The organism is Shewanella sp. SM69, assembly GCF_025653985.1.
GTDB classification, from domain to species: domain Bacteria; phylum Pseudomonadota; class Gammaproteobacteria; order Enterobacterales; family Shewanellaceae; genus Shewanella; species Shewanella oncorhynchi.
On sequence record NZ_JAKKRV010000008.1, the window covers coordinates 52,441 to 77,969 of the forward strand.

Annotated in this window: 27 protein-coding genes; 10 read left to right on the forward strand and 17 right to left on the reverse strand. The window is 45.0% G+C overall.

From position 1 onward, the window contains the following. Position 1: 1 nt before the first annotated feature. The 4 genes from ptsN to mgtE all read left to right on the forward strand — a co-directional run bounded on the left by ptsN (position 2) and on the right by mgtE (position 3,167). Positions 2-445 carry a PTS IIA-like nitrogen regulatory protein PtsN gene (gene ptsN / locus L5M37_RS12435; protein WP_006083071.1) on the forward strand — a complete coding sequence of 148 codons (444 nt, stop codon included), beginning with the start codon at positions 2-4 and terminating at the stop codon, positions 443-445. After that, positions 442-1,296, forward strand: a complete 855-nt coding sequence (rapZ, locus tag L5M37_RS12440; RefSeq protein WP_113939979.1) for an RNase adapter RapZ — start codon at positions 442-444, stop codon at positions 1,294-1,296. The genes ptsN and rapZ overlap by 4 nt, the downstream gene beginning before the upstream one ends. Then, positions 1,283-1,558, forward strand: coding sequence for an HPr family phosphocarrier protein (locus L5M37_RS12445; RefSeq protein ID WP_006083073.1), 276 nt, complete (start codon positions 1,283-1,285; stop codon positions 1,556-1,558). Before rapZ ends, L5M37_RS12445 begins: the two co-directional genes overlap by 14 nt. A 244-nt stretch (positions 1,559-1,802) precedes the next feature. Beyond that, positions 1,803-3,167, forward strand: a complete 1,365-nt coding sequence (gene mgtE / locus L5M37_RS12450; protein ID WP_263200618.1) for a magnesium transporter — start codon at positions 1,803-1,805, stop codon at positions 3,165-3,167. 78 nt (positions 3,168-3,245) lie between these two features. On the opposite strand, the gene L5M37_RS12455 is transcribed toward mgtE, so the two are convergent. Then, positions 3,246-4,082 carry a molybdate ABC transporter substrate-binding protein gene (locus tag L5M37_RS12455; RefSeq protein WP_263200620.1) on the reverse strand — a complete coding sequence of 279 codons (837 nt, stop codon included), beginning with the start codon at positions 4,080-4,082 and terminating at the stop codon, positions 3,246-3,248. A 265-nt stretch (positions 4,083-4,347) separates the two neighbouring features. Further along, positions 4,348-5,037, reverse strand: a complete 690-nt coding sequence (locus tag L5M37_RS12460) for an OmpA family protein (protein WP_173497922.1) — start codon at positions 5,035-5,037, stop codon at positions 4,348-4,350. A 673-nt stretch (positions 5,038-5,710) separates the two neighbouring features. Between L5M37_RS12460 and L5M37_RS12465 the strand changes: the two genes are divergently transcribed. Then, on the forward strand, positions 5,711-5,944 hold the full coding sequence (locus tag L5M37_RS12465) for a transposase (RefSeq protein WP_106649408.1): 234 nt from the start codon (positions 5,711-5,713) through the stop codon (positions 5,942-5,944). Positions 5,945-6,682: 738 nt separating this feature from the next. Here L5M37_RS12465 and L5M37_RS12470 read toward each other — a convergent pair. Continuing rightward, positions 6,683-7,543 (reverse strand): PA4780 family RIO1-like protein kinase, encoded by an 861-nt coding sequence (locus L5M37_RS12470; protein ID WP_028759534.1) that lies wholly within the window; start codon positions 7,541-7,543, stop codon positions 6,683-6,685. A gap of 335 nt (positions 7,544-7,878) precedes the next feature. After that, positions 7,879-8,193, reverse strand: coding sequence for a hypothetical protein (locus L5M37_RS12475; RefSeq protein ID WP_317630093.1), 315 nt, complete (start codon positions 8,191-8,193; stop codon positions 7,879-7,881). A 179-nt stretch (positions 8,194-8,372) separates the two neighbouring features. Here L5M37_RS12475 and L5M37_RS12480 point away from each other — a divergent pair, with 179 nt between their 5' ends. Next, positions 8,373-8,921, forward strand: coding sequence for a DUF2799 domain-containing protein (locus L5M37_RS12480; protein WP_113939984.1), 549 nt, complete (start codon positions 8,373-8,375; stop codon positions 8,919-8,921). A gap of 54 nt (positions 8,922-8,975) precedes the next feature. On the opposite strand, the gene L5M37_RS12485 is transcribed toward L5M37_RS12480, so the two are convergent. Continuing rightward, a complete protein-coding gene (locus L5M37_RS12485; protein ID WP_263200737.1) occupies positions 8,976-9,734 on the reverse strand; it encodes a phosphatase PAP2 family protein in 759 nt (252 codons plus the stop codon). A 224-nt stretch (positions 9,735-9,958) separates the two neighbouring features. Here L5M37_RS12485 and L5M37_RS12490 point away from each other — a divergent pair, with 224 nt between their 5' ends. After that, positions 9,959-11,899, forward strand: coding sequence for a GGDEF and EAL domain-containing protein (locus L5M37_RS12490; protein ID WP_263200623.1), 1,941 nt, complete (start codon positions 9,959-9,961; stop codon positions 11,897-11,899). Positions 11,900-12,085: 186 nt separating this feature from the next. Here the strand turns inward: L5M37_RS12490 and L5M37_RS12495 are convergent, their stop codons facing one another. The 8 genes from L5M37_RS12495 to L5M37_RS12530 form a co-directional block, all read right to left on the reverse strand. Then, entirely contained in the window at positions 12,086-12,481 is a 396-nt protein-coding gene (locus L5M37_RS12495) for a hypothetical protein (protein ID WP_263142002.1), read from the reverse strand. Positions 12,482-12,562: 81 nt separating this feature from the next. Next, on the reverse strand, positions 12,563-12,976 hold the full coding sequence (locus L5M37_RS12500) for a hypothetical protein (protein WP_263177672.1): 414 nt from the start codon (positions 12,974-12,976) through the stop codon (positions 12,563-12,565). Positions 12,977-13,077: 101 nt separating this feature from the next. Continuing rightward, entirely contained in the window at positions 13,078-13,461 is a 384-nt protein-coding gene (locus L5M37_RS12505; RefSeq protein ID WP_219253626.1) for a hypothetical protein, read from the reverse strand. 73 nt (positions 13,462-13,534) lie between these two features. Further along, positions 13,535-14,476, reverse strand: coding sequence for a hypothetical protein (locus L5M37_RS12510; protein ID WP_263164649.1), 942 nt, complete (start codon positions 14,474-14,476; stop codon positions 13,535-13,537). 805 nt (positions 14,477-15,281) lie between these two features. Further along, entirely contained in the window at positions 15,282-16,112 is an 831-nt protein-coding gene (locus L5M37_RS12515) for a hypothetical protein (RefSeq protein ID WP_168825524.1), read from the reverse strand. Positions 16,113-16,209: 97 nt separating this feature from the next. Further along, positions 16,210-16,923 carry a LysE family translocator gene (locus L5M37_RS12520; protein WP_263200625.1) on the reverse strand — a complete coding sequence of 238 codons (714 nt, stop codon included), beginning with the start codon at positions 16,921-16,923 and terminating at the stop codon, positions 16,210-16,212. A gap of 138 nt (positions 16,924-17,061) precedes the next feature. Then, positions 17,062-17,904, reverse strand: coding sequence for an AraC family transcriptional regulator (locus L5M37_RS12525; protein ID WP_063882314.1), 843 nt, complete (start codon positions 17,902-17,904; stop codon positions 17,062-17,064). A 271-nt stretch (positions 17,905-18,175) separates the two neighbouring features. After that, the gene (locus L5M37_RS12530) at positions 18,176-20,233 is read right to left on the reverse strand and encodes a TonB-dependent receptor (RefSeq protein ID WP_411569068.1); all 2,058 of its coding nucleotides are present in this window, start codon (positions 20,231-20,233) and stop codon (positions 18,176-18,178) included. A gap of 327 nt (positions 20,234-20,560) precedes the next feature. On the opposite strand from L5M37_RS12530, the gene L5M37_RS12535 reads away from it, so the two are divergent. Continuing rightward, positions 20,561-21,376 carry a hypothetical protein gene (locus L5M37_RS12535; RefSeq protein WP_263200630.1) on the forward strand — a complete coding sequence of 272 codons (816 nt, stop codon included), beginning with the start codon at positions 20,561-20,563 and terminating at the stop codon, positions 21,374-21,376. A gap of 147 nt (positions 21,377-21,523) precedes the next feature. Here L5M37_RS12535 and L5M37_RS12540 read toward each other — a convergent pair whose 3' ends face one another. Both L5M37_RS12540 and L5M37_RS12545 read right to left on the reverse strand, forming a co-directional pair. Then, positions 21,524-22,486, reverse strand: coding sequence for a hypothetical protein (locus tag L5M37_RS12540; protein ID WP_263200631.1), 963 nt, complete (start codon positions 22,484-22,486; stop codon positions 21,524-21,526). Position 22,487: 1 nt separating this feature from the next. Further along, positions 22,488-22,874, reverse strand: coding sequence for a PadR family transcriptional regulator (locus L5M37_RS12545; RefSeq protein WP_263200633.1), 387 nt, complete (start codon positions 22,872-22,874; stop codon positions 22,488-22,490). 411 nt (positions 22,875-23,285) lie between these two features. Here L5M37_RS12545 and L5M37_RS12550 point away from each other — a divergent pair, with 411 nt between their 5' ends. Next, a complete protein-coding gene (locus tag L5M37_RS12550; RefSeq protein WP_263200634.1) occupies positions 23,286-23,939 on the forward strand; it encodes an excalibur calcium-binding domain-containing protein in 654 nt (217 codons plus the stop codon). Between the two features lie 288 nt (positions 23,940-24,227). Next, positions 24,228-24,575 carry a thioredoxin family protein gene (locus L5M37_RS12555; RefSeq protein ID WP_263200635.1) on the forward strand — a complete coding sequence of 116 codons (348 nt, stop codon included), beginning with the start codon at positions 24,228-24,230 and terminating at the stop codon, positions 24,573-24,575. Positions 24,576-24,594: 19 nt separating this feature from the next. Here L5M37_RS12555 and L5M37_RS12560 read toward each other — a convergent pair whose 3' ends face one another. Together L5M37_RS12560 and L5M37_RS12565 are read right to left on the reverse strand one after the other, a co-directional pair. Then, the gene (locus L5M37_RS12560) at positions 24,595-25,110 is read right to left on the reverse strand and encodes a NifB/NifX family molybdenum-iron cluster-binding protein (protein WP_263200636.1); all 516 of its coding nucleotides are present in this window, start codon (positions 25,108-25,110) and stop codon (positions 24,595-24,597) included. Next, entirely contained in the window at positions 25,107-25,403 is a 297-nt protein-coding gene (locus tag L5M37_RS12565) for a DUF134 domain-containing protein (protein ID WP_012088215.1), read from the reverse strand. Before L5M37_RS12565 ends, L5M37_RS12560 begins: the two co-directional genes overlap by 4 nt. Positions 25,404-25,529 lie beyond the last annotated feature (126 nt).

Here is a 25,529-nt window from a genome sequence, read left to right on the forward strand (position 1 = left end):
AATGGAACTTTGTACCATACTGCGGCCGGAGTGCACTACCTGCGCCACTCCGGGCAGCAAGAAAAAGGTACTGGAACTCATCAGCGACTTAGTCGCTGCCCAGTACCCGACCCTCTCATCTCAAGAGATATTCGAAAGCCTAGTGGCGCGCGAAAAGATGGGGAGCACAGGTATAGGTAACGGCATCGCCATTCCACATGGTCGACTAGCCGATATAGATCAGCCCATTGCCATACTAATTAAGTGTGAAGAGCCGATAGCATTTGATGCTATCGATAAGCAACCTGTTGATATTTTATTTGCACTACTGGTGCCTGCAGACCAATGTCAGCAGCACTTAAGTACCTTGTCTTGCATGGCCGAAAAGCTGAGCGACAAGCAAATATTAAAGCAATTACGCAAGACGCATGATGAAACGGAACTCTATCAGGTAATCACTGGATGAAACTGGTCATAGTGTCGGGCCGCTCAGGCTCAGGCAAATCTGTCGCCCTTAGGGTACTCGAAGATCTCGGCTATTATTGTGTCGATAACCTTCCCTTGCCATTGATTGGCAGTTTGCTTGAGCAACTCAAAGGCAGTAACGATCTCGTCGCCATCAGTGTCGACGTGCGTAACATGCCTGAGCAGGATAAGGTCTTAGTGAAACAACTCGCTAGCCTACCTCCAGATACTGAGTTAACGAGCTTCTTCCTTAACTCCAGCGATAAAATTCTGCTCAAGCGTTACAGCGAAACCCGTCGTTTGCATCCTTTGTCGAAGAGCCGAGTCTCTTTGCAAGAAGCAATAAAGCTGGAGGGAAAACTGCTCGAGCCTATGTCAAAACTGGTCGATCACTACATAGATACGTCGAATTTGAATATCTATGATTTAAGCGACCAAGTCAGACAAATTCTCCTTGGTAGTGTCGATAAAGAACTCGTGATCAACTTCGAGTCCTTTGGCTTTAAGCACGGAATGCCCACCGAAGCCGACTTTATGTTCGATGTACGCTTCCTGCCCAATCCCCACTGGGAGTTGGCGCTGCGGCCATTGACTGGCTTAGATGAACCCGTAGCTGAGTTCTTAAATCGTCAACCACTGGTTAATAAGTTCATCTGGCAAATCGAAAATTTACTGGAGACTTGGCTGCCGCACCTCGAGCGTAACAATCGCAGTTATTTAACTGTGGCCATTGGCTGCACAGGTGGACAGCACAGATCGGTTTACGTCGCAGAGCAATTGGCAAAACGCTTTAGTAACGGTAAACATAAAGTTTATGCCCGTCATCGAGAGCTCAATAATGCCAAAACTTGAACGTCAGATAACCATCTGTAATAAGCTCGGTTTACATGCCCGTGCCGCCACTAAGTTGGTGGTACTGGCTTCCGAGTTTGATGCGACCATCACCTTAATCCAAGGCGATAAACAAGCATCGGCCGCCAGTGTACTTGGCTTACTGATGCTTGAAACTGGCATGGGTAAAACCATCAAGCTGATCGCCGAAGGCCCAGATGCAGAGCCGGCTCTCGATGCCATTTGTGCCTTAATCGACGCTAAGTTTGACGAAGCCTGTTAGTTTCACTTCACACTAAGCACTTCATCGTTAGTTTCACTTCATGTCTAGTTTAAAAAACTTGCCATTCAGACATGGCAAAACATTTGTCGCTCGACGATACAAGCCACAGGCGATTACACTAGCGGTCATTGCGCGGGCCTTACCTTAGCCGCCTTAATCTATGTCATCGACTGACGCTTAGTCACCACTAAATCCTAGCCCAACACTAAGATCTCAAACCAATTTGCCGCACAATGGAGGACAAATGCCCGTAGATAATGCAGAAAACGATCACACCGGACATAGTCTTGACCAGTTAAACCAAGCGCTTAGCAGCGGCATGTTCGTACACGTGCGCAATATGCTGCAAAAAATGGCCGCCTCAGATATCGCGCTGATCTTAGAATCATCACCGCCAAGTGCCAGACAAGTATTGTGGCAGCTCATCGATCAGGAACAAATAGGCGACATACTCGATGAGTTGAGTGAAGAACTCAAAGACCCACTGATCCGCAGCATGAGCCCTGAGCGAGTCGCGAAAGCGACAGCAAGCATGGACACCGACGATCTCGCCTATATTCTGCGTAGTCTACCCGACGCCGTTTACAAACAAGTGTTGCAGTCGATGACGGAGCAAAATCGCCTGAGGGTAGAACAAGCCCTATCTTATCCAGATGAGACCGCCGGCAGCTTGATGAATACGGATACAGTCACCTTAAGACCCGATGTGAATATCGATGTGGTGCTGCGCTATCTTCGGCAAAGGGGCAACCTACCCGACACCACAGATACCTTATATGTGGTCGACAAACAGGACAAAGTCCTTGGCGGTGTTAGGCTGGCAGATCTGCTGACTTGCGCGCCAAGCACCACAATTCGCAATATCATGGATCCCAATATTCAAAGTATTCCTGTGAGCATGTCCGACAGCGAAGTCGCGCAGAAATTCGAACGCAATGACTGGGTATCGGCACCTGTCGTCGACAGTGATGGTAAGCTGCTCGGGCGTATCACAATCGATGACGTAGTCGATGTTATCCGCGAAGATGCTGAACATTCCATGATGGGTATGGCGGGGATGGACGGAGATGAAGATACTTTTGGTCCTGTGCTAAAAAGTACCCTACGTCGCTCGCTCTGGCTCACTATAAACTTATTCGCCGCCCTGCTCGCCTCGTCGGTCAGCAATATGTTTGAAGGCACTATTGAGCAATTTGCCACTATCGCCATCCTAATGACGATTGTCCCTAGCATGGGCGGTGTTGCCGGTAATCAGACCTTAGCGCTCGTGATCCGCGGTATTGCTTTAGGCCATATCGGCCAAAGCAACGCCCGCTGGCTTATCGGTAAAGAGCTATCGATTGGTTTTCTCAATGGTTTGATGTGGTCGATTTTAGTCTTTGCCGCCGTGTGGCTATGGAAGGATGATATGGCACTGGCGGGATTAATTGGTAGCGCTATGCTGATCAATATGACAGTAGCTGGGCTTGCAGGGGCGAGTATTCCATTGATTTTAAAACGACTTAAAATCGATCCTGCCCTCGCTGGCGGTATGGTGCTCACCACAGTCACTGACGTGGTTGGCCTGTTCGCCTTCCTCGGGTTAGCGACGCTCTACCTGATGAACTAGCGCTTTAACAGTTTGAGCTAACCACAGAACGGCACCCCAAAGGTGCCGTTTTTTATCCCGCTGGAAAGCTAAAAAAGGCTATTTTGCCGGAGGTTGAAAACCATAACTGCTCAGAATCGCTTGGCCTTTTGTCGATAGAATAAACTCAGCTAATGGCTTAGCGGCAGTATTAGCACCTTGTAAAACCAGTAAACCATAGTCGGCACCCACGGCGAGTTCCTGCGGTAAGTCGATGATTTGTAAACTAGGCACTTCTTTTTTAGCCAGCACAGCATTAGTGCAATAGGTTAAAAAGATATCCGCTTGCTTGTTTTCCATCACCCAGCCATAGGGATTGCGATCTTTAGGCGGTTTAACGCTCTCTGGACCGCCCGTCAGTTGTAATGCCTTGGTCTCTAACGCGGCTTTCGCATTGGGTTTTACCGCTTCGGCCTTAGCAAAAACGGCCCAGGCATAATCACCCGCGGGGTCGGCTTTCGGGGTTGAGGTGCCGACTTTAATCTTAGGATCTAACAAGGTATCGAGTAACGTCGAACTCGTCACCTGAACTGTGTCTTGAGCAACAGCGCAGAGTTGATTACGGGCAAACATTTGCACCGCTTCGCCCTGACCCGAATCCACTAATGCCTGTGGATGTTTCATATTCGCCGAGGCAAAGATATCGACTTTCTCGCCCTCTTGAATACGTTTTAACAATAAACCTGAGGGCGCATATTGCGCTACAACACTCATTTGCGACTGTGCTTGATAAGCAGCAATAATATCACTCATCGCAGCCTTTAAACTGCCTGCGGCGCGCAGTTCTATCGGCGTGACTCCTGTGGTCAATTCGGCTTTCATCGGCACTCCTTGTACAGCAGTCACCATGATGACAGGACTTAAACTCAAGGCTACTAACACATTTTTGCTTATCATAGTCATATTCTCCTTTAGGCACTAAAAGTCATTCTTGTGACTTATCCCCATACAGAACGTGAAATCGATAAAGGGATCAAGCTGAACTCATCCCAAGGTAATTAGCAGTGATATGTTTGTGGTGCAGGTCACTCAAGGTGCGCTTCATAAAGGACAAATTGTCTAATTGAAGCCCGGCAAGCTAATCACTCAATTAGCCCACCACTGAAAACAAAAAAGTCGCCCCAGGCGACTTTTTCAGCGAGAACTTTGTGCTTAGACCAGACTATTTACCCGTTGGTATTAGTACGATCTCAACGCGGCGGTTTTGTGCTCGGCCATTTGCATTGGCATTTGATGCAATAGGACTCGCTTCACCCATACCTTTTGATTTTACACGGGCAGAGGCAACGCCTTTATTCATCAAGTAATTACCCACTTCGCTAGCCCGGACCTGTGACAGACGTAAATTGTAAGAATCTGAACCACTGCTGTCGGTATAACCTAATATGTTGAGCTGCGTTTTGCTGTATTCCTTGGCCACAACCGCCACTGAATTCAGCACACGTTTAGCCCCGTCACTTAACTCGGTTTGATCTACGCCGAAGGTCACTTCATTAGGCATATTCAAAATGATGTTATCGCCGTTACGGGTCACACTCACGCCCGTTGAAGCTAATTGTTGGCGTAATTTGGTCTCTTGCACATCCATGTAATAACCAATACCACCACCGACTGCGGCGCCCGATGCAGCACCAATTAAAGCACCTTTACCGCGGTCGCTCTTGCTCGAAGATACCACCCCAATTGCGGCACCCGCGACGGCACCAATCAATGCGCCACTGGTCGCTTTAGCGGTTTGTTCTTCGTTTGAATAGGGATTGATTGTTGTACAACCCGATGCAACTAGCGCGGTCGTCAATACCACTATGGCTAACAGGGATGGTTTAGATTGCACTGCCTGAAAACACTTCATCATTTATAACCTCTTTATATGATTGATGACTGTGAATACCGCTCAAAAGGGCAAGAAATATCACGTCCATTAGGTAATACGAATGACCTAGGGATTGCCACAAAGCAGGCAGTATATAAGCAATTGCGCTGGAGACAATCCTTTATCCATCTTCAATTATGCTAATCCAGATTTTAGTCAGCAAAGATACAGATTTCGGGCTTCAATCATGGCTTAGACCGCCCTGCTCCATATCAAGCCAATGGCACCGAAATAGTGCGCCTTGCACCTTTTTTGGCAGCACTAAAAAATCACGCCGTTTTAATCGAATATACAAGCCAATGATTTTAAACATTAAAATAAAAATTAGAATATTGGCACGAATTTTACATACTACTAAGTGAGTAGACAGTCAGACGCGGTAGAAATCGCCGAAAACTCAAGTCGGCTTCAACAGGATTAATCCAAATTAAATGGACCTATCGAGACAGAAAATGGGCTCGAGTATTTAGGGTCATAAAGGAGGAAGTATGAAAACAGTCATGAACTTTATCGCACTATGTCGCCACGAATGGATTTGTCTGCGCCACCTAGGTCTGAGCCAGTGGGATTTAGAACAGCGTCAATATCATCAATAAAAGGCAACGCAAACGGTCATATTTTGGTTAGAAGGCAGTAAAAAGAGGGAACGCTCATGGGAATCGCAGAAAATAGTCTCAAGCTACATGTTATCACCGAGGTTAAAGTACAAGGTCGCTTACTGTCGGATGTTGCACGTCAATACGGTTTATCTGCTAAGGCAGTCTACCAATGGGTGCGAGAAAGCGATCTGCAACCCCAGCAAAGAGAATGCGCATTAATGAGTGAGATTGCCCAGCTACAGAAAAAAATTAAACAGCTCAATCAAGAGCTACGCACGATAGGTTAAGTGCTGCATGGCAATTGAGTGCCTGTACAACAAGCTAAACGTGCCCGAATAGACAAGGCCGGACGAGATTGCATATCGCCCTGCTGATAACGCTAACGATGTAAAAGATGTGCTAACAACAATAATAACAGCGCCCTTTTTAGTCCGGCCTTGTCGTCCAAATTGATGAACCCAGCGAAGATTGGGAAATAGTATTAACAGCAACAAACGGATAGGGACAATGCAAAAGTTTCGGCAAGACTAGGGAGGGAGTTATCTCCCCCAAGATCAAATATGTGAATTGTGCTCCCCCAAGTCATGAACATATTTCTCTCTCTGGCCTTGTCATTTTATTCACAGGATCAATGATGATCCAGCACTGCAATGAGTGTAGTGCGCCAAGGAAGGCCGTGATTGGTATTACATAGATTGACTGAAGAGTGACCAAGGTTTCGGCAAGAATTGAGGGAGTAATCTTCCCCAAAGATTAAATATGTGAATTGTGCTCCCCCAAGTCATGAACATATTTATCTCTCAGCTCTTGTCCTTTTATCACACTGTTCGATGATTGCTAGCTTGTTTGTAGCAACAAGGATGGCCCCAGCTTCCATCGGGGATTAAGCCAAGGATTGGCTAACGCCAAAAATTAAATAACAATAATAAAATCAACAATAAAAATAATAATTTCACTTAATTTTTAGCATAAAAAAGACGCTACTTTGAGCGTCTTTTTTATGGGTGAAAAACAACGACTGACGATTAATAGTCTTCTTCGTTTGCCTCTTGGATCCGCTGCTTACGCTCTTGTGCCTCTTCAAAGGCTGCTTGGATTTCTTCCAAGACCGCACTAACATCGGCTTCAACCAGCACTTCGGTAAACTCACCCGTTAATGGCGTTTCAGGCTTCAATTCACCGGCTTCAAACAGGGCCCAAATTTCTTTGGCGTATTGTGTTTTTAACAGCTCAGGAGCATACAAACCATAGTATTGAGTCATGTTATTCACATCACGCGCTAACATCCATTTAGCATGGTTATTTGCAGCGGCATCGACGGCCTGAGGTAAGTCGATAATCACTGGCCCTTCACTATCAACTAACACGTTAAACTCAGACAAGTCACCGTGCACTAACCCCGCACAGAGCATACGTTTAACATAGGTCATCACCAACGCATGATCCTTCAAGGCTTTTTCTGCCGACATACTGACATCGTTTAATCTCGGCGCGACATTGCCCTCGGCATCCGTCACTAACTCCATCAGCAACACGCCATCGAAACAACCGTAAGGCGTTGGCACACGCACACCCGCATTCGCTAAACGGTAAAGTGCTTCAACTTCAGCATTTTGCCAAGCTTCTTCCTGCTGATCGCGGCCAAATTTAGACCCTTTTTCCATCGCGCGCGCGCGACGACTGTTACGGACTTTTCGGCCTTCTTGATATAACACAGCTTGCTTAAAACTGCGCTTGTCCGCTTCTTTATAGACTTTGGCACAGCGGATATCATCACCACTGCGTACAACGTACACAGTCGCTTCTTTACCGCTCATTAACTGGCTAATGACCTCATCGACCAGTCCTTCATCAACCAGGGGTTGGATTCGTTTCGGAGTTTTCATAGCGCCCTTATACCTTACTTAGGCATGATATGGAATACTGCGGGCAAATCTTCATACAAAAGCGGTCTCCAGCGGAAGTTTGATGAATATAGTTTAGGATTGTTAAACGAATTTTAAGTAAAAACTAATGCACTTGCGTGTTAAACACAATACCAGATTTACTCAGCGCTTTGGCAAAGAAAGAGACTGAAAATACCGCTTTAACTAAAAGAATATTCTTTTATGCTCCCCCCAATAAAACCAGACTCAAAACAACAAGCCATTTTCCGCGGCGAATATGCCAATCCAAGCCAGTTAAAATAATACCCAGAGCTAAATTGCTGCAGGAACTTAACTCAAACAAATAAGGCAATCACACTGCCCACGGTCGCCGCCGCTTTCAATATTTGGCCTGCACTGTAATAAGTGTCGTTTGAACTCTTAACGTCATCTAAATCATCCACACTAGGCTCAGGTATTTTACTCCTTGCAGTGCCATCAAAACTGACCTCAGCTTTAGGAGCTGCCAGTCCTAATGCACCATAGGTAAAGGATTTAAGTCCGCTTGGCTCGGCGGTATCAAGGGATTGATGAGCCGACTTAACTGCCGGTATTGAAGCTGAATACGCAGATGAAATAAGTGAAATCATAGCGAGCACCAAAGCAGACATTAAAGTGTTAACCACAAACTATCACAATATCAGCTGGTTATCATGCATTCATCCGCTAAACTGTGATGGATTCAGCCCAATAAAATGCATCTATGACCGTATAAACGGCGGTATATATAGCTAGATCTCCCCCATAAGAGCCTTTATCCTAAACGCCACAACATATAGAGAACTTATCCATGCACTATCCCAGCATTTTCCTCGCACTTTCAGTCCTATCCCTGACTCAATGCAGCAGCTTATCTATTGAAGAATGCGCCAATAGTGATTGGTTTGCCCTTGGGCTTGCCGATGGCAACCGTGGGACAAGTTCTGGGCAATTAAATCAATATCAAAAAGATTGTCGTGAATTTAATCTCAGTGTCGATACCGCGCAGTGGAAACAAGGATACCAGCAAGGGTTAGCCAGTTACTGCGTGCCAGAAAATGGCTACCGCGTAGGCTTAGCGGGAGAAAGTTATTATGGGGTTTGCAGTAATAACCAGTTTGTTGAGCGCTATAACCAAGGCCATCAACAATACCTGACCAACAAACGTTTAACTGAGATTGCCGATCGCTTAAATACCATAGAGAGGGAAATAAGCAGTCTTGATGGCAAGATCAATAATCTCACCGACAAGGCTGACTTATTGAAACAGAAAAATAGCCTACTCAATGAAAAAAACCAACTGTTAGATGAAAGATCTCGCCTACGCAGACCTGATATGCGCTTCGAATTTAGATTTTAAGCTATAAAAAACACTGAACCCAATAAGGACTCAGGGCGTTAGCTTTGCAGCTCGTTATTTTTGCGGTATTCCACTACTTGCAACCTTGAACATTTGACCCAAAGCGACCAATTTAGACTTTCTAAACGCAGGCGAGCGCAGAAAAAACACATAGTAGAGTAGGCTAGCGGACGTCCATGCTATGGCTAAACTCCATAAATCATGACTCAAGAAGTGGGCGCCGCGTAACTCTTGGCCAATGCCAAATACTAGGCCTAAACTCAAACCAAAGATTAATCCAAACTTAGCTAAATGCGGGCGATACTCATGCAGCACGTAATACAAGGCAACCCAAGCAAACCCGCCGCTGGCATGGCCACCAGGGAAACATTGACCAAACTCAGCACTTTTAGGTAAACGAGAAAACAAGGATGAATGTATCATCTGGCCGCCAAACTCAATCACATCCCACGGGCAGGTCATGTGAGTAACGCTCTTGCCAATTCGGACCAGCAACACACTCGCCAATACGCTACTAAATAGGTAAATCAGGCCCTTGCGGTACGGTTTTACCCTGTCACTTCGAAAACTAAAGGCAATGCCGACTACGACACTCACCGCCAACAAGATGACAAAGTTACGCCCAGTGACATGCAGTAAATCTTCGGTCAACCAATATCCTCTCAATGGCCAAGAGTCGATGCCCCCTTGCCAATGAAATAACAAAGTCGCGACTCTCATATCAGCGTGAGTCCATTCAAGCCCCACTATGATCACTGCAAACACTAAAAGCGGCGTAATTAAATGCCCCTTAGCAAAATCCATAAATGTCATCATAACTTTATCTTTCAGATAGTTATTCACTAATAAATCCAAAAATCAGAACATTTAGTGTTAGAGTACCGTTGAATTCTTACCTAACACTTAAGAGATTTAACAGCGCAGCATTTAAGATAGAACTGAGATTTTGCAGTAACTAAATTTATCGAAAAGACTCACATCATGAGTAAAAAGACTATAGTTTATGAATAGTATCGCGCCTCTAGGACTGAGCATTCATGCCATACAACCTCGCCATTAACCAGTCTCAAAAAGATCGTTTATTTGCCGACATTACGATCGACACAGACAAAATCGTTGTTCCCCAAGAAATGGTTGATAACTGGCAACAAACCTTAGATTTGCTCTCTGAATTAGTCGACACTCCCGCCGCTTTGATCATGCGTGTCCATCAAACCGATATTGAGGTCTTTACCTCGAGCCGCACCCAAGGTAATCCCTATAAAAAACATGATAAAGACAGTTTAGGCCACGGACTTTACTGCGAAACAGTGATCAAAGAAGGTAAGGAACTCCACATTCCTAATGCCCTAAAGGATAAAAACTGGGACAAAAATCCTGACATTAAACTCGGCATGATCGCATACTGTGGTTTACCTTTACGTTGGCCAGATGGCAGTGCCTTTGGCACTATCTGCATGCTCGATAGCCAAGAGCATAATTACCGCCAATCTTTTCGCAGCTTACTCGCTCGGTTTCAAAATGGTATCGAAGCTAACCTAGTCACCCTTTATCAACAGGCTAAGCTACAACTGTACAATCAGCAGCTAGAGCAAAAAGTACAACAGCGCACCCATGAACTCGCCGAACTTAGCGGCAAGCTCATCAAAGAAATCGAAAACCGCACCTCCACCGAAACCTCACTGGAATACCATAAAAGCTACGATCCACTCACGGGATTACCCAACCGCATCAATTTGATTAATAGTCTGTCGATCATGCTCGAAAAAGTGAATCGCAAAGAAAAGATTTCAGTACTCTATCTTGGGCTGCGTAATTTCAAATCCATCAACGACAGTTATGGTTACCTGATTGGCGATAAAATTCTCACTATTCTCAGCCAACGTTTACAGCACTATACCGATGAAAACACCTTTATCGCCCGCATCGCTGGCGCCGAATTTGTGATTATTCAAGCCCACAAACCTTCGAATAACGAAACCAATAAACTCATCAATAAAGTGCTTAACTGCTGTAATACCCCCTTTGGTGTGGCTGATTTTGTAATCACGATTCCCTCGAGCATGGGCATAGCACAAGCGCCTATGGATGGTATCGATGCCGCCATCCTGCTGCAAAAAGCCGGAGCGGCCATGACGATCAGCAAGGCTGATGGCTCAACTCACAGCTTCTTTAATCAAGATACGCAAGCCGCTTTAAACCTACGCTATCAACTGGAATCCCACTTGGTCGATGCACTGAACAAGAACGAGTTAAGCCTGCATTACCAACCCTTTATTAACTTAAAGACGAAGCAAGTGATTGGTGCCGAAGCCCTGCTGCGCTGGCATAATCCCATCCTTGGCAATGTCGCCCCAGACAGATTCATCGCCTTAGCTGAACGTAATGGCCAGATTATCGATATTGGCAATTTTGTATTGCATACCGCACTGTCTCAGGCGGCAAAATGGTGTCGCGAGGTAGGCCAAGAGTTTAAAATCGCCATCAATATTTCCCCTTTGCAAATGCGCAATCCCCGCTTTAGCGAACACATAGCCGACTTACTCACCCTTTATCAATTGCCCCCCACCGCCTTAGAACTTGAAATTACCGAAGGCATGCTGATGCAGGATGAACACATTGCCCACAATGCCATCCAAAAACTACAAGAACTCGGTATCCGCATCTCCCTAGATGATTTTGGCACAGGCTACTCATCCTTAAGTTATCTACAAAAATACTCTTTCGACACCTTAAAAATCGATCGCTGCTTTATTAGTAAACTCGAAGAAAACGAACAAAATAGAGAGTTAACCAAGGCAATTATTGCCATTGGTAAGAAACTGGACTTGGAAGTGATCGCCGAAGGCGTAGAAACCCTAGAACAAGATGCCTTTATTCGTCACGAGGAATGCGACTTAGGCCAAGGCTACCTCTACGGTAAACCCATTACCGCAACACAGTTTGAGCAGGCATTTATCCATAAAAAAGAGCATTAAGTTCATCCTTAATGCTCTTTTATTTCGCGAATTAAAACCGACTGAATAATGTTACATGAATAGTCATTTCCACAGAATGTTATAACTCACATTTGTACAAAAGTGAGCTAGTTTTTTTACTCTAATTCGTGGAGTTCGGATTAAAATTTCTATGGGTTATCACCTTACAAACGCAAGCCAACTGTTTTACGTCCGTTTAAGCAACTTATTATGTTCTCTTGCTAACCACCACAAAAATAAGATTGCTTGTAATCCCGAAATACCTGCATAAAACAAAAACAATTCAATTTTCATAGAAGGTAGTGAAATCAGAATACCGAAAGCTAGAATCCCTAAAAAATAACACCATTTATTCTGATTAAAGAACTTTACTGCCACCCAATGCACAGGAAAGCCAATTAACATCCATCCAATAATTGAGAATATAAAATAGAACACTAAAACAAAATGTATTGATTCATAGAAGTATTTAAAATCCATTTTTATTAAGTCAGATTCATTACTCCAGTAAAACAGCATAATTGGAACAAAACATATTGCTATAGCAATAAACATGGCTCGTAAAAAGTGCTCCAAATTCACAACCTCTCCCTGAGAACATAACGCCGCAAGCGGCGAGCGTTAGCGAGTCCAGCACCGAAGGTGCGATGCTGACTTGCCTTGTTAACTTTTTGCATACTCTACAACTAAAGACAGCGGTAACAAAAAAATAGCTGCCAACAAGAAATAACAACAAAGATAAAACACTCCGTAATAAACTGAATTTGTTATCTTACAAGCTAACTCCAATCTACGGGTGCCTAGCAGAGACGGAAAATAACTAGAGAACAGATTAATCGCATCAGCATTCTCTTCAAATAGTTTCACTAAGAAAAGCCTTAGCGTTGTGATAGTCATTACCATCCCTGCAAGGACAAAGGTAAAAAATAATAACCACTCAGCCATTTCAAAAGCTGTAACACCAACGAATGCAGCAAGAACAAGTAACATAGTGCCGATAACCCACCAGCGATAATAGCTTGCCGCCTTTTTTGTAAGGGCCTGATAGCAAAATTTAAGCGGTGCTTGAGGGTGCATAGTTCTTCCATAAAGTTAACGCCCGCAGCACGCGCGGCTTTGTAGTGAAGGCGGAGCTGCAACGAAAAGGCCGTCGCTGTGCCTGCGATTGTTAGGCATTTCTACTTCCGGCCCCTCGAAATATAGTCGGCATATTCATCTTGAATCATAAACTCGTTCAATAACCTTTCAGATGATCCTGCGAATCGTTGCTCAATAAACTCTATCGCTTGGCCAAATGAAGTGAATGATTTGACCTCATTGGCATCCTCTAGCTCTAGATCTGGATCTAGTGGACCAAACTCATAAATATTAAGGAATGATTCATCACCCAAATCAGCAGTTTCGTAAACTGAAACATCTATTTCGGATTTGGGACCTCGAACGCTTAGCCATTGAATACCAGCACGGCCATACCGTTCACAGCCACCAAGAAAGCACTCAACTGCTTTCCCTCGCTTAAGCGCCGACTCGGCTTCTTGAAGATTAAGGTATCTACGGCTCATTGTGTATGCCTAACGCCGCGCTCTGCGGCAAATTTGGAGCGCAGCGGAAAATTTGTCCGACAGCAGCGCCTTGTTAACTGCAGAACTCAATTCTATAGCCTCTGGCTGTACTGTATTTTAAATCATTAAATGTGTCGCATATAACGGAACTATCAAAGAAACTAGATGCTTCATTTGTTTTCCCTTTAGTTCCGAGACCAAGTACAAGCCGCTGCAGCACTGGCAAACTATTATTTAGCTCAGAAAACAATACAGGATCTATCTTCGAATTAATTACAGCCAATTCGTTAATTGAGCTGCCTTTAATACCTGACAAAGAGGAAAGTCCATTCATGGTATCCATGACTAAGCTCTTAAGGTGCTTTAGATTGGAAACATCTGGAATGGATGTAACTTGCTTTAGAGTACTTAAATGCAATATCTCAAGAGATGTCAGGTTTTCCAGGGCACTTAGATCGTGTAATTTCTTTACCCAAAGTATTTCTAGGCTTGTTAACTTAGATAATCCTTTAATAGCATTTAGGTCTTCAAATGTGCCAAAACCCAAATATAAACTTTCTAAATTACTCAGACTGGCAACATGCTCTATTTGTTTTTCTTGATACCCTGAAAGGGTTAGGTCTCTAAGGCTAGTGAGCGTAGCTATAGAATCGATATCTTTCTTATTTTTGACCAAACTCAGAGAATTTAACTTATTCAGATCTGATAGAGGCCTTAAAGATACAGTTTTTTTATTAAGCTCTCCCAGACTCAAAAACTCTATTTCGTTTACATGCTCAGCAATAGCATCAATACTTGTTAGCCCAGGAAGAAAAATCTCTAAAGCTCTAATGCCCGAATAGTGTTTCAGGAAATCTAAACTGTAATCGTTACCCGCAGACCATGTAGGACCAAAAGCACCACCTAAGTATGATAGAGATATACCATCGATTTTTCCTTGGCGTATTTCATCCGCGATAGATAAATGTTCTTCATCGCTCAAATTGTCGGCTATCTTTTTTAGTTTTACGCGCATAATCTCAATTCTAGGTAGCAGTTAACGTCTTAGTATTTATGCGCTGCGCTGTTTGCAGGGCATAAATCGCTTGTTGACTAAATCTCAAATATGGCCACTGCCACATCCATGTAAATGGGTATAAATGATGCTATAGGAATTTGCTTTTTTGCGGTAGCGGTTTTTTATACAGTTTGATGGGTAATCACTTGATATCGTTTTAGCTTTCTCATTTTTCGCGCTTATTTTTTGCTGATCAATCGCTATCTAACGACTCAAAACTCCAAGGAATACACCTCCACTCGGAGTTGCCGCAGGGCGAATAGAGCTCTTGATTTAATAAAGAGTGCGTGAGTTCGGTCATGGATGACCGACTAGCTTTCGCAGGTGCAGGGGCGAATGAAAATCGGTGATTTTCGCGCTTATGAGCGAGAGGCAGGGACTGCCGAACTGGAGGGATTTATATGGATGTAAAGCGCATCCTTCGGAAGCGATAGCAAATTTGGCAATGAGCACAAGGGGCTTTCAACTCCGTTGGGGGCGTCTTGGAGCATCCAAGGGCGAAGGCCTACGACCGCTTTGAACGCGAGATATGGATATCGAGCTGGCTATTTAACATGGACGTTTTTGATAGGACGAGCAGTCCTCCTTGGTCGGGTGTGGGGTGAAGCCCCACGACTTTGATTTTGATTAAAGCATTCAAACTACGAAACACACTTTGGGGCAATAGCTTCTAGCTAAAGGAAGTCGTTAGGATTACTAAAGCAGCGACCATCAACATAGAGTCGCGGCTTTAAATCTCACTCATAGGGATAGGGAAATGAGACTAGTCTGCTTTAATGACAGCTTGTGTCAGTATTTCTTGGTCATTCTTAAACACTACTAGCTCACCTAGAGGACTATCGCTGCCGCCTAAGACGGTGACATAACAATAATACTGGTATGGGCCGCTGCGAAATTGGTATGAATGATTCCCCCCACTGCCATCAAATACAAGTTTGCCTTTATTCAGCACTAAATCTGGCTTTTCACTCAATGCCTTACCCTTTGCCCATGCGGCATAGCGGTATTGGCTGTTCCCCATATCATCGACACGAATGGTAAACTTGGCAGTCTCCCAAGATAACGCTGGGCTGACAAACTCACTCACACTCGGATGTAATGCCGTTTGTTGCTTAGCAATAAGCTCTGCTTTCAGTTTTGCCTCTACCGGTGTTTGATAGTTAATGGCGATGATCTTGCCATCAAAATCCAGCCACACAACACCGCTACCGAGCATAATGCCGCGCCAGCCCATCGTCTGCCAATCGGCTTCAATCTTAGAATGGGCGATCTGCTCAAGCAGCTTAGGATCAAAAACCTGATCGAAACGTGCGATCATTTCCTGCGTATTTTGAATCGCGGGGATAGGATATTCACGTTTAAGCGGGTAAGCCACACGCTTAGCAATCGCCTCAAGATCATTGGCCTTGGCGGCGTCGATAAGCCCCTGCACCAGAGGGATATATTCCTGTGGCATGGCTTCATCAGCGGCGTTTGCATTGATGCTTAAACCCATAACGCTGAATATTAACGCCGCAGAAAACGCGATATTCATCAGTTTAACTTGGCTGAAAACAGCTAATTTGCTTCCCTTGAGTCGTGAGGCGAATGGCATCTTTATCCCTTACTCCAAATGTCTCTGCTGAGACTAAAGGCCAAGAATACCATAAGTGCCTCAGACTAAAACCTAAGGTGATTTACACTGCGCCTGACTAAGCGGTTAATAATAGGTTTGAGTAAATCGCCAAGGCTACTGACATAAAGATGACACCAATAACCGCATCGATAACCGGTGTTAGTCGCTGCAATTTAAGTTGCACCTGCGCCTTTGACAACATTACCGCTAAAAAGCCAAACCATGCCAATGACAAAGACAACAACAAAATAGCGGAAGCGATTTTAGTGCTCGTTGTAACACTTGGGGTAATCAAGGCCGAAAACAGGGTTAAGAAAAACACTAATGCTTTTGGATTCAATAGATTGGTATAAAACCCAGTCAAAAAACCTTGCCTGCGCGACATAGCGCCACCTAAGCCACCAGCAACAGACGCCACGCCTTCAACGTCACCAGCGCTAATAACAGCATCATCATTTGTCCCTGCATGGACTCTGGCAGTCATTTTACATTTAGCGAGTATCGCAAGACCGGCACGCAGGGCACCAAAACCCATCCAAGCGAGGTAAGAAGCGCCCACAATTTGCACTAAGAGATACAGAGTGTGCGAACTCTTAATGAGTAGACTCACACCGGTCAGACTCAAAATCGTATGAGCTAAAATGGCTATTGAAATCCCCACAGCGGCGGCAACCGCAGTGCTTCTGGACTGCTGAGTCGCAATCTTCACCATAATAGCAAAATCGGGTCCGGGACTGATTAAAGCAACGGCATGGATTACAGCCAAGGTGAGTAATAAAGATAAATCCATAGATATGCGGCTCCGCAAAAAAGGTTAATAACGATAACTGAGGCAGCCAGTATGGCAATTTGTCGCAGCGCTGAATTGTAATAAATTGCACTATTCAGTGTTTTTTAAAAACCAGCGGCGTCGAACGACGGGGGGAAATTAGAGCATACGCCGCTGAAATTGCACTGGCGATAATAGGAATGCCTGCTTAAAAGCTTTGTTTAAATGACTTTGATCGAAAAATCCAAACTGCTGCGCCACATCCGCCACTAGAGCGCCATGGCTTAAGGATTTTTTCGCCAACTCTAAACGCACCCGCTTGAGATAAGCATGGGGTGTCATCCCTGTTGCCTGTTTAAATTGCCGTAAAAACTGAAACTTACTTAAGCTCACTTCATTGGCTAAGGTTTCAAGCTGAGTATTATGCCAAGGTTCATCGTGAATTCGCTGCTTCACTAAGCTCACCTGCAACTTAGATAACCCCTGCGGTTGATTCGGTTTGGATATGCAAGATGAAGCGCCGCTGGGGTAACGCTCCAGCAGCAGATGAATAAAGTTCAGTAAATGGGACTCGCCCGCGAGTGCACTGCATTGGCCTTGGATTAATAGCTCGTGTAGCTGAATAAAATATTGATAAAGCGTCGGGTCATCCACCATAGGCGCGCTAAAAAAGTGCTCCTTCAAACCCAGTTCTTGGCTGACTTCATTCATGTATTCCACAGGGATCGACATCACTTTCACCCGATAACCGTCGGCATCGCGGCTCTGGCCATCGTGGGTTTCATCGGGATTTAAGGTCGATAAACTATGCTGACCAAGCTGATAACTGCTGCCCTTATTCACAAACTGCTGTGCACCTTGAGTGACGACACCTAAGTGGTAATCCAGATGCACATGTTTATCAAAACTGAAATGCGTAAATTCCGCCTGACTCAGTTCTATGCCTGATAAGCTAGGATGACGCCAATAATTAATGTTTTCAATGGGTGTTGCAGTACTCATAACTCGCGGCGATTACCTATAGCATCAGCTGTAAAACAGGGGAAAACTCAGATCAACTCGTCATCATTCTAGCCTCCATTGTCAGCGCGGGAATAGTAAATTATTGCAGCCACATAGTTTGAAGCGATTTGGACTTAGATTAGTGCCTAAATTAGCGCTTAAATGAGTGCAGCAGAAAAAAGCGCCCAACTATCTGGACGCTTAATGAGATACATTTTTGCTCGGCGACATACGTAATAACCTTCGATATCGCCTTAACCGATGAATACCACTAGAAATGATAACTCACGCTGACTCTCACCATTCGTGGCTCAACAGGATGATAATGCTGATCTTCAACCCCTTCGGCTGCTTCGCCGGGCAAACGAGAGGCATAAAAATAATCTATGTCGTGATCTTTACTATCAAACACATTTAGCAACTCAAGCTTAGTATCGAAGCGGCGGAACTCGTATCCTAATGCGAGGTTAACTAATGTGGTCGCATCAGCCTTGTGGTCATTAAAGCTGTCGAGCACCCGCTCGCCAAGGTGCCGCACGCGTACACTCGAATACAGGCCATCGCCGTCGGGTCGATAGGTGATGCCCGCACTGGCAACAAAGGGAACCGCGCCATCGATATACTTGCCCTCTTCAAATTCATTTTCAGTAAATCTGGCGTTAGTCCACGCTAATTCCATATCGATACTGATTGCCTCATTCAGCCAATAATAAGCCGTTAATTCAGCACCATAACGTTCAGATGCACGACTCGGCTCAGTGTTACCCGCATCGCCCACAAATACTAATTCTGAATCTAGTTGCAGATACCAGATCGCAGCAGAGAAATTAATAAAGTCTCTGTCATAGTATTTCACCCCAAATTCGCCGCCATTTGAACGCACGAGGAGATCGACTTTTTCGACCTCATCGCCACTCACAGGGTCAACCTTGATCGTTGCACCGCGTGCATCGTTCGAATGCAGCCCTTGGCCTGCATTAACATATAGCTCAAGATTATCGCTCCACAAATAAGAAGCACTGGCTTTGAGGCTGAACATACCATCGGACGCATCGCCACTGTTAAGCGGATTATCACTGTCGACCTGCACATCAAAATAATCGTAACGCAGCCCAAGATTAAAACGCCATTGATCAGCTGGCAGCCACTCAACTTTGCCAAAGATGCCACTCGACAACTCTTGCACTTCATCAAGCCTTACCGTATTCAACCTTTGTCGCGCCTGAGTGTTATACAAACCCACTGCGCCAATATCGTCATAACGCACATCGCCGCCCACACTGTAATTCAGTTGAGTGCCACCAAGTGAAGTCTGCCAATCACGCTTAAGATCGCCGCCCCAAATCGTGCGTTCATCGACTTGTTCAAACTCATCACCATTGATGGGATCGTTTAAAAAATAGGTAAAATTAGAGAATAAATTCATAGTCGAGCGAATAGTGTAGACATTTCCCTGCCAATCACCCGCATCGTAATTAGCTGAAACGCTATAACGGTTAGATTCACCGCCAACGTCTTTATCTAAAGATCCATAAAAATCAATTAATCCAGAATCCACCGCACGGGCGGGGATCTGATCCGCCGAATTCCAGCTGTTGTCGTAAGCCATCATAGTGACGCTCAAGTCACCCTCACCCAGCCGAGTTAAATAACGCCCGACGACACTGATCTTACTCACATCCTCATCAATATCCGTCCACGGGCCATCATAGGTTTGTGCCTCACCACCCCAAATAAAACGACCCATGTCAGTGTTTAGCTCCTGAGTCGCCACGAGTCGCTGGTAGCCATATTCACCCAACGTCACCCCAACTTGGTTATGTGGGAGTTGATCAGCCAGCAGTAATTGTGCAGCACCCGCGCCAGAAAAATCGGCCACCTCAGGATAATAAGCGCCTTTGGCATAATGGATCTCGCCTATAAGTTCAGGGATCAAAAAGTTAAGATCCGTATAACCCTGACCGTGCCCATGGGTTCGCATATTCACAGGCATACCATCGACTCGAGTATTAAAGTCTGTGCCATGATCCAAATTAAAGCCGCGTAAGAAATACTGATTCGCCTTACCCGAACCACTGTGCTGAGTGACTATCATCCCAGGAACAAATTCGAGGATTTCGCCGGTTCGTAATAGGGGGCGACTCTCGATTTCTGCCGCGCCGACTATCCCCTCAGATGCCGAAGTACTATGGCCTAAGGTGTTAATTTGCCTGCCGCGCACCTCAAGGCGTTCGATATTGTCCGTTGCCGCCTCTGCCACTACGGCACTCGATAAACAACAAAGAGGTAATAACCACGTCATTGATAACCAAAGCTTTGATAACCGCATTCCTGATAATCCCAGTCCCGATTTCATCCTTTCTTTCCTACTACAGGTGATAGACGGCAGGGATTTAACGCCTTATTTACAAGCAAAAAACCGATCAAGCTCAAACTCTGATGAATAAAAAACCAGCAAAATACAGGCAAATATCATTTCTATGTGCCGTATCGCACATTTTTAAACCCAAAAGGACAAAATGTCCGCCAGCAGATCACATTTCAACCGTGTGTTAGTACGAAATCATGGAAATAAAATAATCTTGCTTGAATAAAAATGAACCCATTTATCAGGCTAGCTATACTCTAAATAACTCAACACTTTGAGAGACACGCTATGCAACGATGGAACAATATGCAGATTTGGAGTGTGTGGGTAGGCCTTTTCTTTTGTGTCTCGGTTCATGCAACCAGCAAATCAACAGCAGAAACCACAGCGATGATTGCTGATAAACCTATCATTACGATGGCGTTTTATGAGGACCCCAAACATAACTTCTACTTTAAATGGGCTGAACTGATTTACGCCCAAGCCTTTGAACGCTTAGGATATGACTTCTCCTATCAAGTGGTTCCCGCAGCCCGTGCCAGTATGATGGCGGACTCAGGTAAAGTGGATGGCGAGCCGGGGCGTGTATCTCATTATGGCGAAAAGTTTACCAACCTCATTCGAATTGAAGAACCGGTTATCGATACCCATTTAATTGCCTTCGCGCACAATCCCGAAATCAAAATACCTGACTGGCAAGCACTGCAAAAGAGTCAATACAAGATCGAATACTATCGAGGCGTGTTCCTCGCAGAACAAAAGCTAAAGGGACTCATTCCTAAGGAGCGTCTGACTGAATCTTCATCCCCTGCGAGCTCCTTTCGTAAAATGCTCCGCGACCGAATCGATATCTATATTGATACGGAGGCAAGCTCATTGGATCTATTACAAACGCCTGAGTTTCAAGGCAGCAAAATAATCGCGATTACCACCCTAGAAGAACTCACCAGCTATGGTTACTTAAATAAACGTCACGCGGCACTCGCCGTTAATCTTGCTCGGGAACTCAAACAGATGAAGCAAGAAGGCATATTTGACACCTACAAACAACAGGCCCAAAAATCGCTTAATAATGAAATGAATAATGGCGATACCCCAGAATAAATCAGCATCGACGGTAAAAGTCGTGTCTTACTTTTCTCCACAGAAGATGGCACTAATGTAAAAAGCCTGTTCAATCATACTGAACAGGCCATGTATTCGATGAAAAAGCGCATAAAACTCACCTACAAAACCTAGGTTAAACCTTACTTATTTGCTTGCGAGTTTACGCCAACGCAACCCATCGCGAATCACCTCATAGCCAGGGAACATAGCGGCAATCACTAGAGTATAACTTAGCCAATGTTCTAACTGTAATAACGTAAACTCCCCATTTAATTCAGCTCCTTGGTTTTGTACTTGGCTTTGTAATAGTGGCGAACTAAAGGCCAGAAAGACTAAGAACGAGGCATAAGCAAGATTGATCCCCATATTCGCCAGTAACAATTCAGTAGTCCACACTCGGCGGCGTAGTTGCCAGAGACTATTGCCCATAGACAGCAAAATAATAGGGCTAAACCATTGCAACAATTGCTGAGCACTGGCGCTGAAAATCACAGTCCGCGCGGCTAATTGCTCGCTACTCATCCACACAGAACACCAGATCACAAGTAAGAGAAAAAGATATGTCGCCAGATCGGTAAACACATCGCTTAAACTAATATGCTGCCAACCGGGCCCAACCTTAGGCAAATTCTGCGGCTGCCATTTTTGGCAATTGCTGCCAGATAGGGGTTTCCCCTGAGCCGAGAAACTCCAAAAGGCTAACAGGATAGCGGTAAAGGCAAGACAGGCATCGCCAATAAAACCTTTAGCAATATGGTGGATAAATCCTAATAGATCCCCCCCTGCCGAGCCCAACCATTGAGTCGTGCCGCCCACAACCTGCAGCACAAACAAGACCCCAAGCACAGTGAAAAGTGTATGTTTAAAAAGCGGAATATCCTCAGAGGCAATAATAGGCACTGCCGGAACAAATTGCTGCGCGACCTTACAGGGATGACCCATTTGCTTTAATACCGCGACAATTTGCGCTTCAGTCAATTTACCTTGTTCAGATAGGGCATCCAATTGGTCGCAGATATTGGCTTTTAATTCACGGCCTATTTCCTGACGTTTGTTCTCGGGCAATTCTCGCTGCACCGCGGCGATATAGCGATCGACTAATTCCATATCAAATCTCCTCTGCACTCTCGTCTGAGCTTTTTATATCTGAGCTATTAGTGTCAGCGCTTTGCTCCAGTAAAAAAGCCAAGGCGCCATTAAGTTGCTGCCATTCATCGGTCAGTTGACTGAGCAACTCAGCGCCCAATGACGACAATTGGTAATAACGACGCTCACGCCCTTCGGCCTGTCGCCACTCACTATCCAACAATCCTTGATCGGCTAGGCGGCGCACTAAGGGATACAGAGTCCCTTCGTCAATATCGATACCGCCTTCCTGCAACTGTTTGCGGAGCGAATAACCGTAGTGGGCTTGTTTTAATAATCCCAGTACCGCCAACACTAATACCCCACGGCGCAACTCGAGTCGCATTTTGACTAGCTGTGAACTTGTCATTGTCGAATTCCTGTCCTTAACACTGTGTCACACACACTGTGCGCCACACAGCAAATACTATGTAGCACACAGTAAAATTGCAAGTTTTCATGCGCATTTTTTGATCACTTTATTTATTATTAATGCAATCTATTGTTTGTATTGAATTTACAAAAATGCCAACCGTTCCTGCTAAGTGCTCACATTTCCCCACCGCCATACACTCAATGCGAATGAGTCACACATAAGCAAATTCAAGATAAAAAATTGCAAAACTTCCTTTGCTTGAGTAACTTAGCTGCCAACATTGAATAGCCGATTCGTCAACCTAAGTACCGTTTGCTCCTTAAAAAAGATAAATCGGAGCGACTCAAGTAAGTATTGATATTCAATAACTAAAAATATTAAGCGGTTAAATTAAGGACATAGAAAATGCTCATGGATAGAGGCGTACTGGTACGCTGGAACGATGAAAAGGGATTTGGCTTTATTCAGCCTGAAAAAAACGCAGCCCAAGATGTGTTTATTCACATTTCAGTGCTGAAAAAGATGGCGAGAAAACCCATAGTGGGCGACAGCATTCTGTATCAAACGGAAGTGCAAAATGATGGCAAGAGAAAAGCGGTTATCGCCTCAATTGAAGGCGTCGCTGTCGTTGCAGCGAGTGTAACACCGCGCTCCCACTCTCATGTCCAATCACGCAATGAAAACTTCAACTTCAATAACAAAGACAAAGCGCATCACCATAACTCACGAAAATCGTCCTTTAATACGATAATCCCGCTGCTAATCATCGTGGCCATAGTTATCTTTGGCTTTAAACAATACCAAGAATTCAACGAAGCTCCTGCAATCGATGAAGTACCTGTCCTCACGAATGAAGACATTCAGCCAATGCCCATGTATGAAACTAAAGCGCGAACACAAGCAACGGCAACACCAAGTTTCCAATGTGAAGCGGGTAAAACCCATTGCAGCCACATGAGTTCCTGTGCTGAGGCGACTTTCTACATCCAAAATTGCCCCAATACTCAAATGGATGGTGACGATGATGGCATTCCCTGCGAGCGCCAGTGGTGCAGTTAGCGATGCGACATATGTAAAGTCACGCGTATAACCTTAAGCCTGAGCAGGTAGCAGGTAGCAGGTCACTAGTAGTGAAATGATAAATAATCTAAAACAATGGCGAGATAGCCTGACAGGCATACAGCAAATCGGAGTGATTGCTGCCAGTATCGGGCTTCTCATGCTTGGCTTATTCTACCTTGGTCAATTTATCGGTAGTAGCGTGGTAACAATGGGCTGGCTTTAACCCTAGAAATACGCAAACTAGCCCATGAATTCATACCCATAACAACTTCCAAATGGCAACGTATGCACACCGACATCATCATGCACATTGATTCACCTGAGATGCTTGAGTCCATGTTAACTGAACATGCGGCGGTGCTGTTGTTATTTGGTGCGCCGGACTGCGGTGTGTGCCAAACGCTCAAACCGAGAATTGCAGAGATGTTGGCGCAAGCGTTCCCGCTGATGCGGATGGCCTATATTGATTGCCAAGCCCAAGGTGAGATAGCGGCGAGCCGCAATGTATTTGCCTTGCCGGTGGTGGAATGTGTGTTTTATGGCAAAACCTTTGGACGGTTTTCCAAGGTGTTTTCGTTAGCGGATATTCGAGGGGCGCTTGCCCGCCCCTACGCTTTAACTGTGACGGAATAATCCAAATTAAACGATGATATTATTTGTTTACCAAGGGTCTAAACCCAGCGTAATGCACTGACTTATCGAGCTTAACCTGTGCTGCGGGCATGCCCATAAGACGTGTTGATCTAGGTGCTGCTTTAGCTTTACCGCTGCAACCACAGCCGTCACCTGTAGAATGACAACATCCGCCCTTGGCTGCATGTTTGAGTGAATCGCGGCCTTGGGATGCATCCGTCAATCTAAGATTAAGATCCGCCGTTTGTGCAAGTAAAGTCACCACTGTTTGACTCGCACTGCCTTTGCTCACACTAATCCCCGCATCGAGCAACTTTCCTAACATGCGCTCACCGATATTCTGCACAAGTACAATGTCGGTACCTTGTTGAATAATCAGCTCTAATAAGGCTTTTTTAGCACTACAGTCACCCTCAATTGCCGGGTTATCGACCAGCTTAATCAGCTGAAACTGTTCATTATAAAAGCCAATTTGTAGGGCTTTCGTAAAGTGACTGGCGAGGCGTTCGCGGCTCATCGGCATGGCAATAATCATGATAAATCCTTGTCTGTTTGGGTTGGCAGCCTCAAGGCTTGACCTTGAGTGATAGCCGTCGCCACCTTTTTGCGGGCATTGGCGAGAAGGTATCCAAAGGTTTGTCGAGAGATCCCCATCAAGGCCGCGGCTTCGATCTGGCTTAATCTTTTAACGTCACCCAGTTCGAGGGCCTCAAACTCATCGGCCTCTAATTGAATATGGGTTAATTTAACCGCAGGGATCCCATTAGGCTTAAATAGACTACAGGGCACACAGCTCGATAATTGACGGCATTTTTTAGGTCTTGGCATAAATGTTTTTATCTTTAAGTCGTCTTATATGTCTTGAAATCATGTTTTAGGTCTTAGTGCACATCTTTGGTACAACGAGTGACACTCGGGCTCATCTCGCTAAGGAAGCCCATAGCTCTGGATTCT

Excerpts from the sequence above, each read along its gene's own strand:
- ptsN (WP_006083071.1), top strand. The coding sequence starts at position 2 with ATGGAACTTTGTACCATACTGCGGCCGGAGTGCACTACCTGCGCCACT.
- rapZ (WP_113939979.1), top strand. The coding sequence starts at position 442 with ATGAAACTGGTCATAGTGTCGGGCCGCTCAGGCTCAGGCAAATCTGTC.
- L5M37_RS12445 (WP_006083073.1), top strand. The coding sequence starts at position 1,283 with ATGCCAAAACTTGAACGTCAGATAACCATCTGTAATAAGCTCGGTTTA.
- mgtE (WP_263200618.1), top strand. The coding sequence starts at position 1,803 with ATGCCCGTAGATAATGCAGAAAACGATCACACCGGACATAGTCTTGAC.
- L5M37_RS12455 (WP_263200620.1), bottom strand. The coding sequence starts at position 4,082 with ATGATAAGCAAAAATGTGTTAGTAGCCTTGAGTTTAAGTCCTGTCATC.
- L5M37_RS12460 (WP_173497922.1), bottom strand. The coding sequence starts at position 5,037 with ATGAAGTGTTTTCAGGCAGTGCAATCTAAACCATCCCTGTTAGCCATA.
- L5M37_RS12465 (WP_106649408.1), top strand. The coding sequence starts at position 5,711 with ATGGGAATCGCAGAAAATAGTCTCAAGCTACATGTTATCACCGAGGTT.
- L5M37_RS12470 (WP_028759534.1), bottom strand. The coding sequence starts at position 7,543 with ATGAAAACTCCGAAACGAATCCAACCCCTGGTTGATGAAGGACTGGTC.
- L5M37_RS12475 (WP_317630093.1), bottom strand. The coding sequence starts at position 8,193 with ATGTCTGCTTTGGTGCTCGCTATGATTTCACTTATTTCATCTGCGTAT.
- L5M37_RS12480 (WP_113939984.1), top strand. The coding sequence starts at position 8,373 with ATGCACTATCCCAGCATTTTCCTCGCACTTTCAGTCCTATCCCTGACT.
- L5M37_RS12485 (WP_263200737.1), bottom strand. The coding sequence starts at position 9,734 with ATGACATTTATGGATTTTGCTAAGGGGCATTTAATTACGCCGCTTTTA.
- L5M37_RS12490 (WP_263200623.1), top strand. The coding sequence starts at position 9,959 with ATGCCATACAACCTCGCCATTAACCAGTCTCAAAAAGATCGTTTATTT.
- L5M37_RS12500 (WP_263177672.1), bottom strand. The coding sequence starts at position 12,976 with ATGCACCCTCAAGCACCGCTTAAATTTTGCTATCAGGCCCTTACAAAA.
- L5M37_RS12505 (WP_219253626.1), bottom strand. The coding sequence starts at position 13,461 with ATGAGCCGTAGATACCTTAATCTTCAAGAAGCCGAGTCGGCGCTTAAG.
- L5M37_RS12510 (WP_263164649.1), bottom strand. The coding sequence starts at position 14,476 with ATGCGCGTAAAACTAAAAAAGATAGCCGACAATTTGAGCGATGAAGAA.
- L5M37_RS12515 (WP_168825524.1), bottom strand. The coding sequence starts at position 16,112 with ATGCCATTCGCCTCACGACTCAAGGGAAGCAAATTAGCTGTTTTCAGC.
- L5M37_RS12520 (WP_263200625.1), bottom strand. The coding sequence starts at position 16,923 with ATGGATTTATCTTTATTACTCACCTTGGCTGTAATCCATGCCGTTGCT.
- L5M37_RS12525 (WP_063882314.1), bottom strand. The coding sequence starts at position 17,904 with ATGAGTACTGCAACACCCATTGAAAACATTAATTATTGGCGTCATCCT.
- L5M37_RS12530 (WP_411569068.1), bottom strand. The coding sequence starts at position 20,233 with ATGCGGTTATCAAAGCTTTGGTTATCAATGACGTGGTTATTACCTCTT.
- L5M37_RS12535 (WP_263200630.1), top strand. The coding sequence starts at position 20,561 with ATGCAACGATGGAACAATATGCAGATTTGGAGTGTGTGGGTAGGCCTT.
- L5M37_RS12540 (WP_263200631.1), bottom strand. The coding sequence starts at position 22,486 with ATGGAATTAGTCGATCGCTATATCGCCGCGGTGCAGCGAGAATTGCCC.
- L5M37_RS12545 (WP_263200633.1), bottom strand. The coding sequence starts at position 22,874 with ATGACAAGTTCACAGCTAGTCAAAATGCGACTCGAGTTGCGCCGTGGG.
- L5M37_RS12550 (WP_263200634.1), top strand. The coding sequence starts at position 23,286 with ATGCTCATGGATAGAGGCGTACTGGTACGCTGGAACGATGAAAAGGGA.
- L5M37_RS12555 (WP_263200635.1), top strand. The coding sequence starts at position 24,228 with ATGCACACCGACATCATCATGCACATTGATTCACCTGAGATGCTTGAG.
- L5M37_RS12560 (WP_263200636.1), bottom strand. The coding sequence starts at position 25,110 with ATGATTATTGCCATGCCGATGAGCCGCGAACGCCTCGCCAGTCACTTT.
- L5M37_RS12565 (WP_012088215.1), bottom strand. The coding sequence starts at position 25,403 with ATGCCAAGACCTAAAAAATGCCGTCAATTATCGAGCTGTGTGCCCTGT.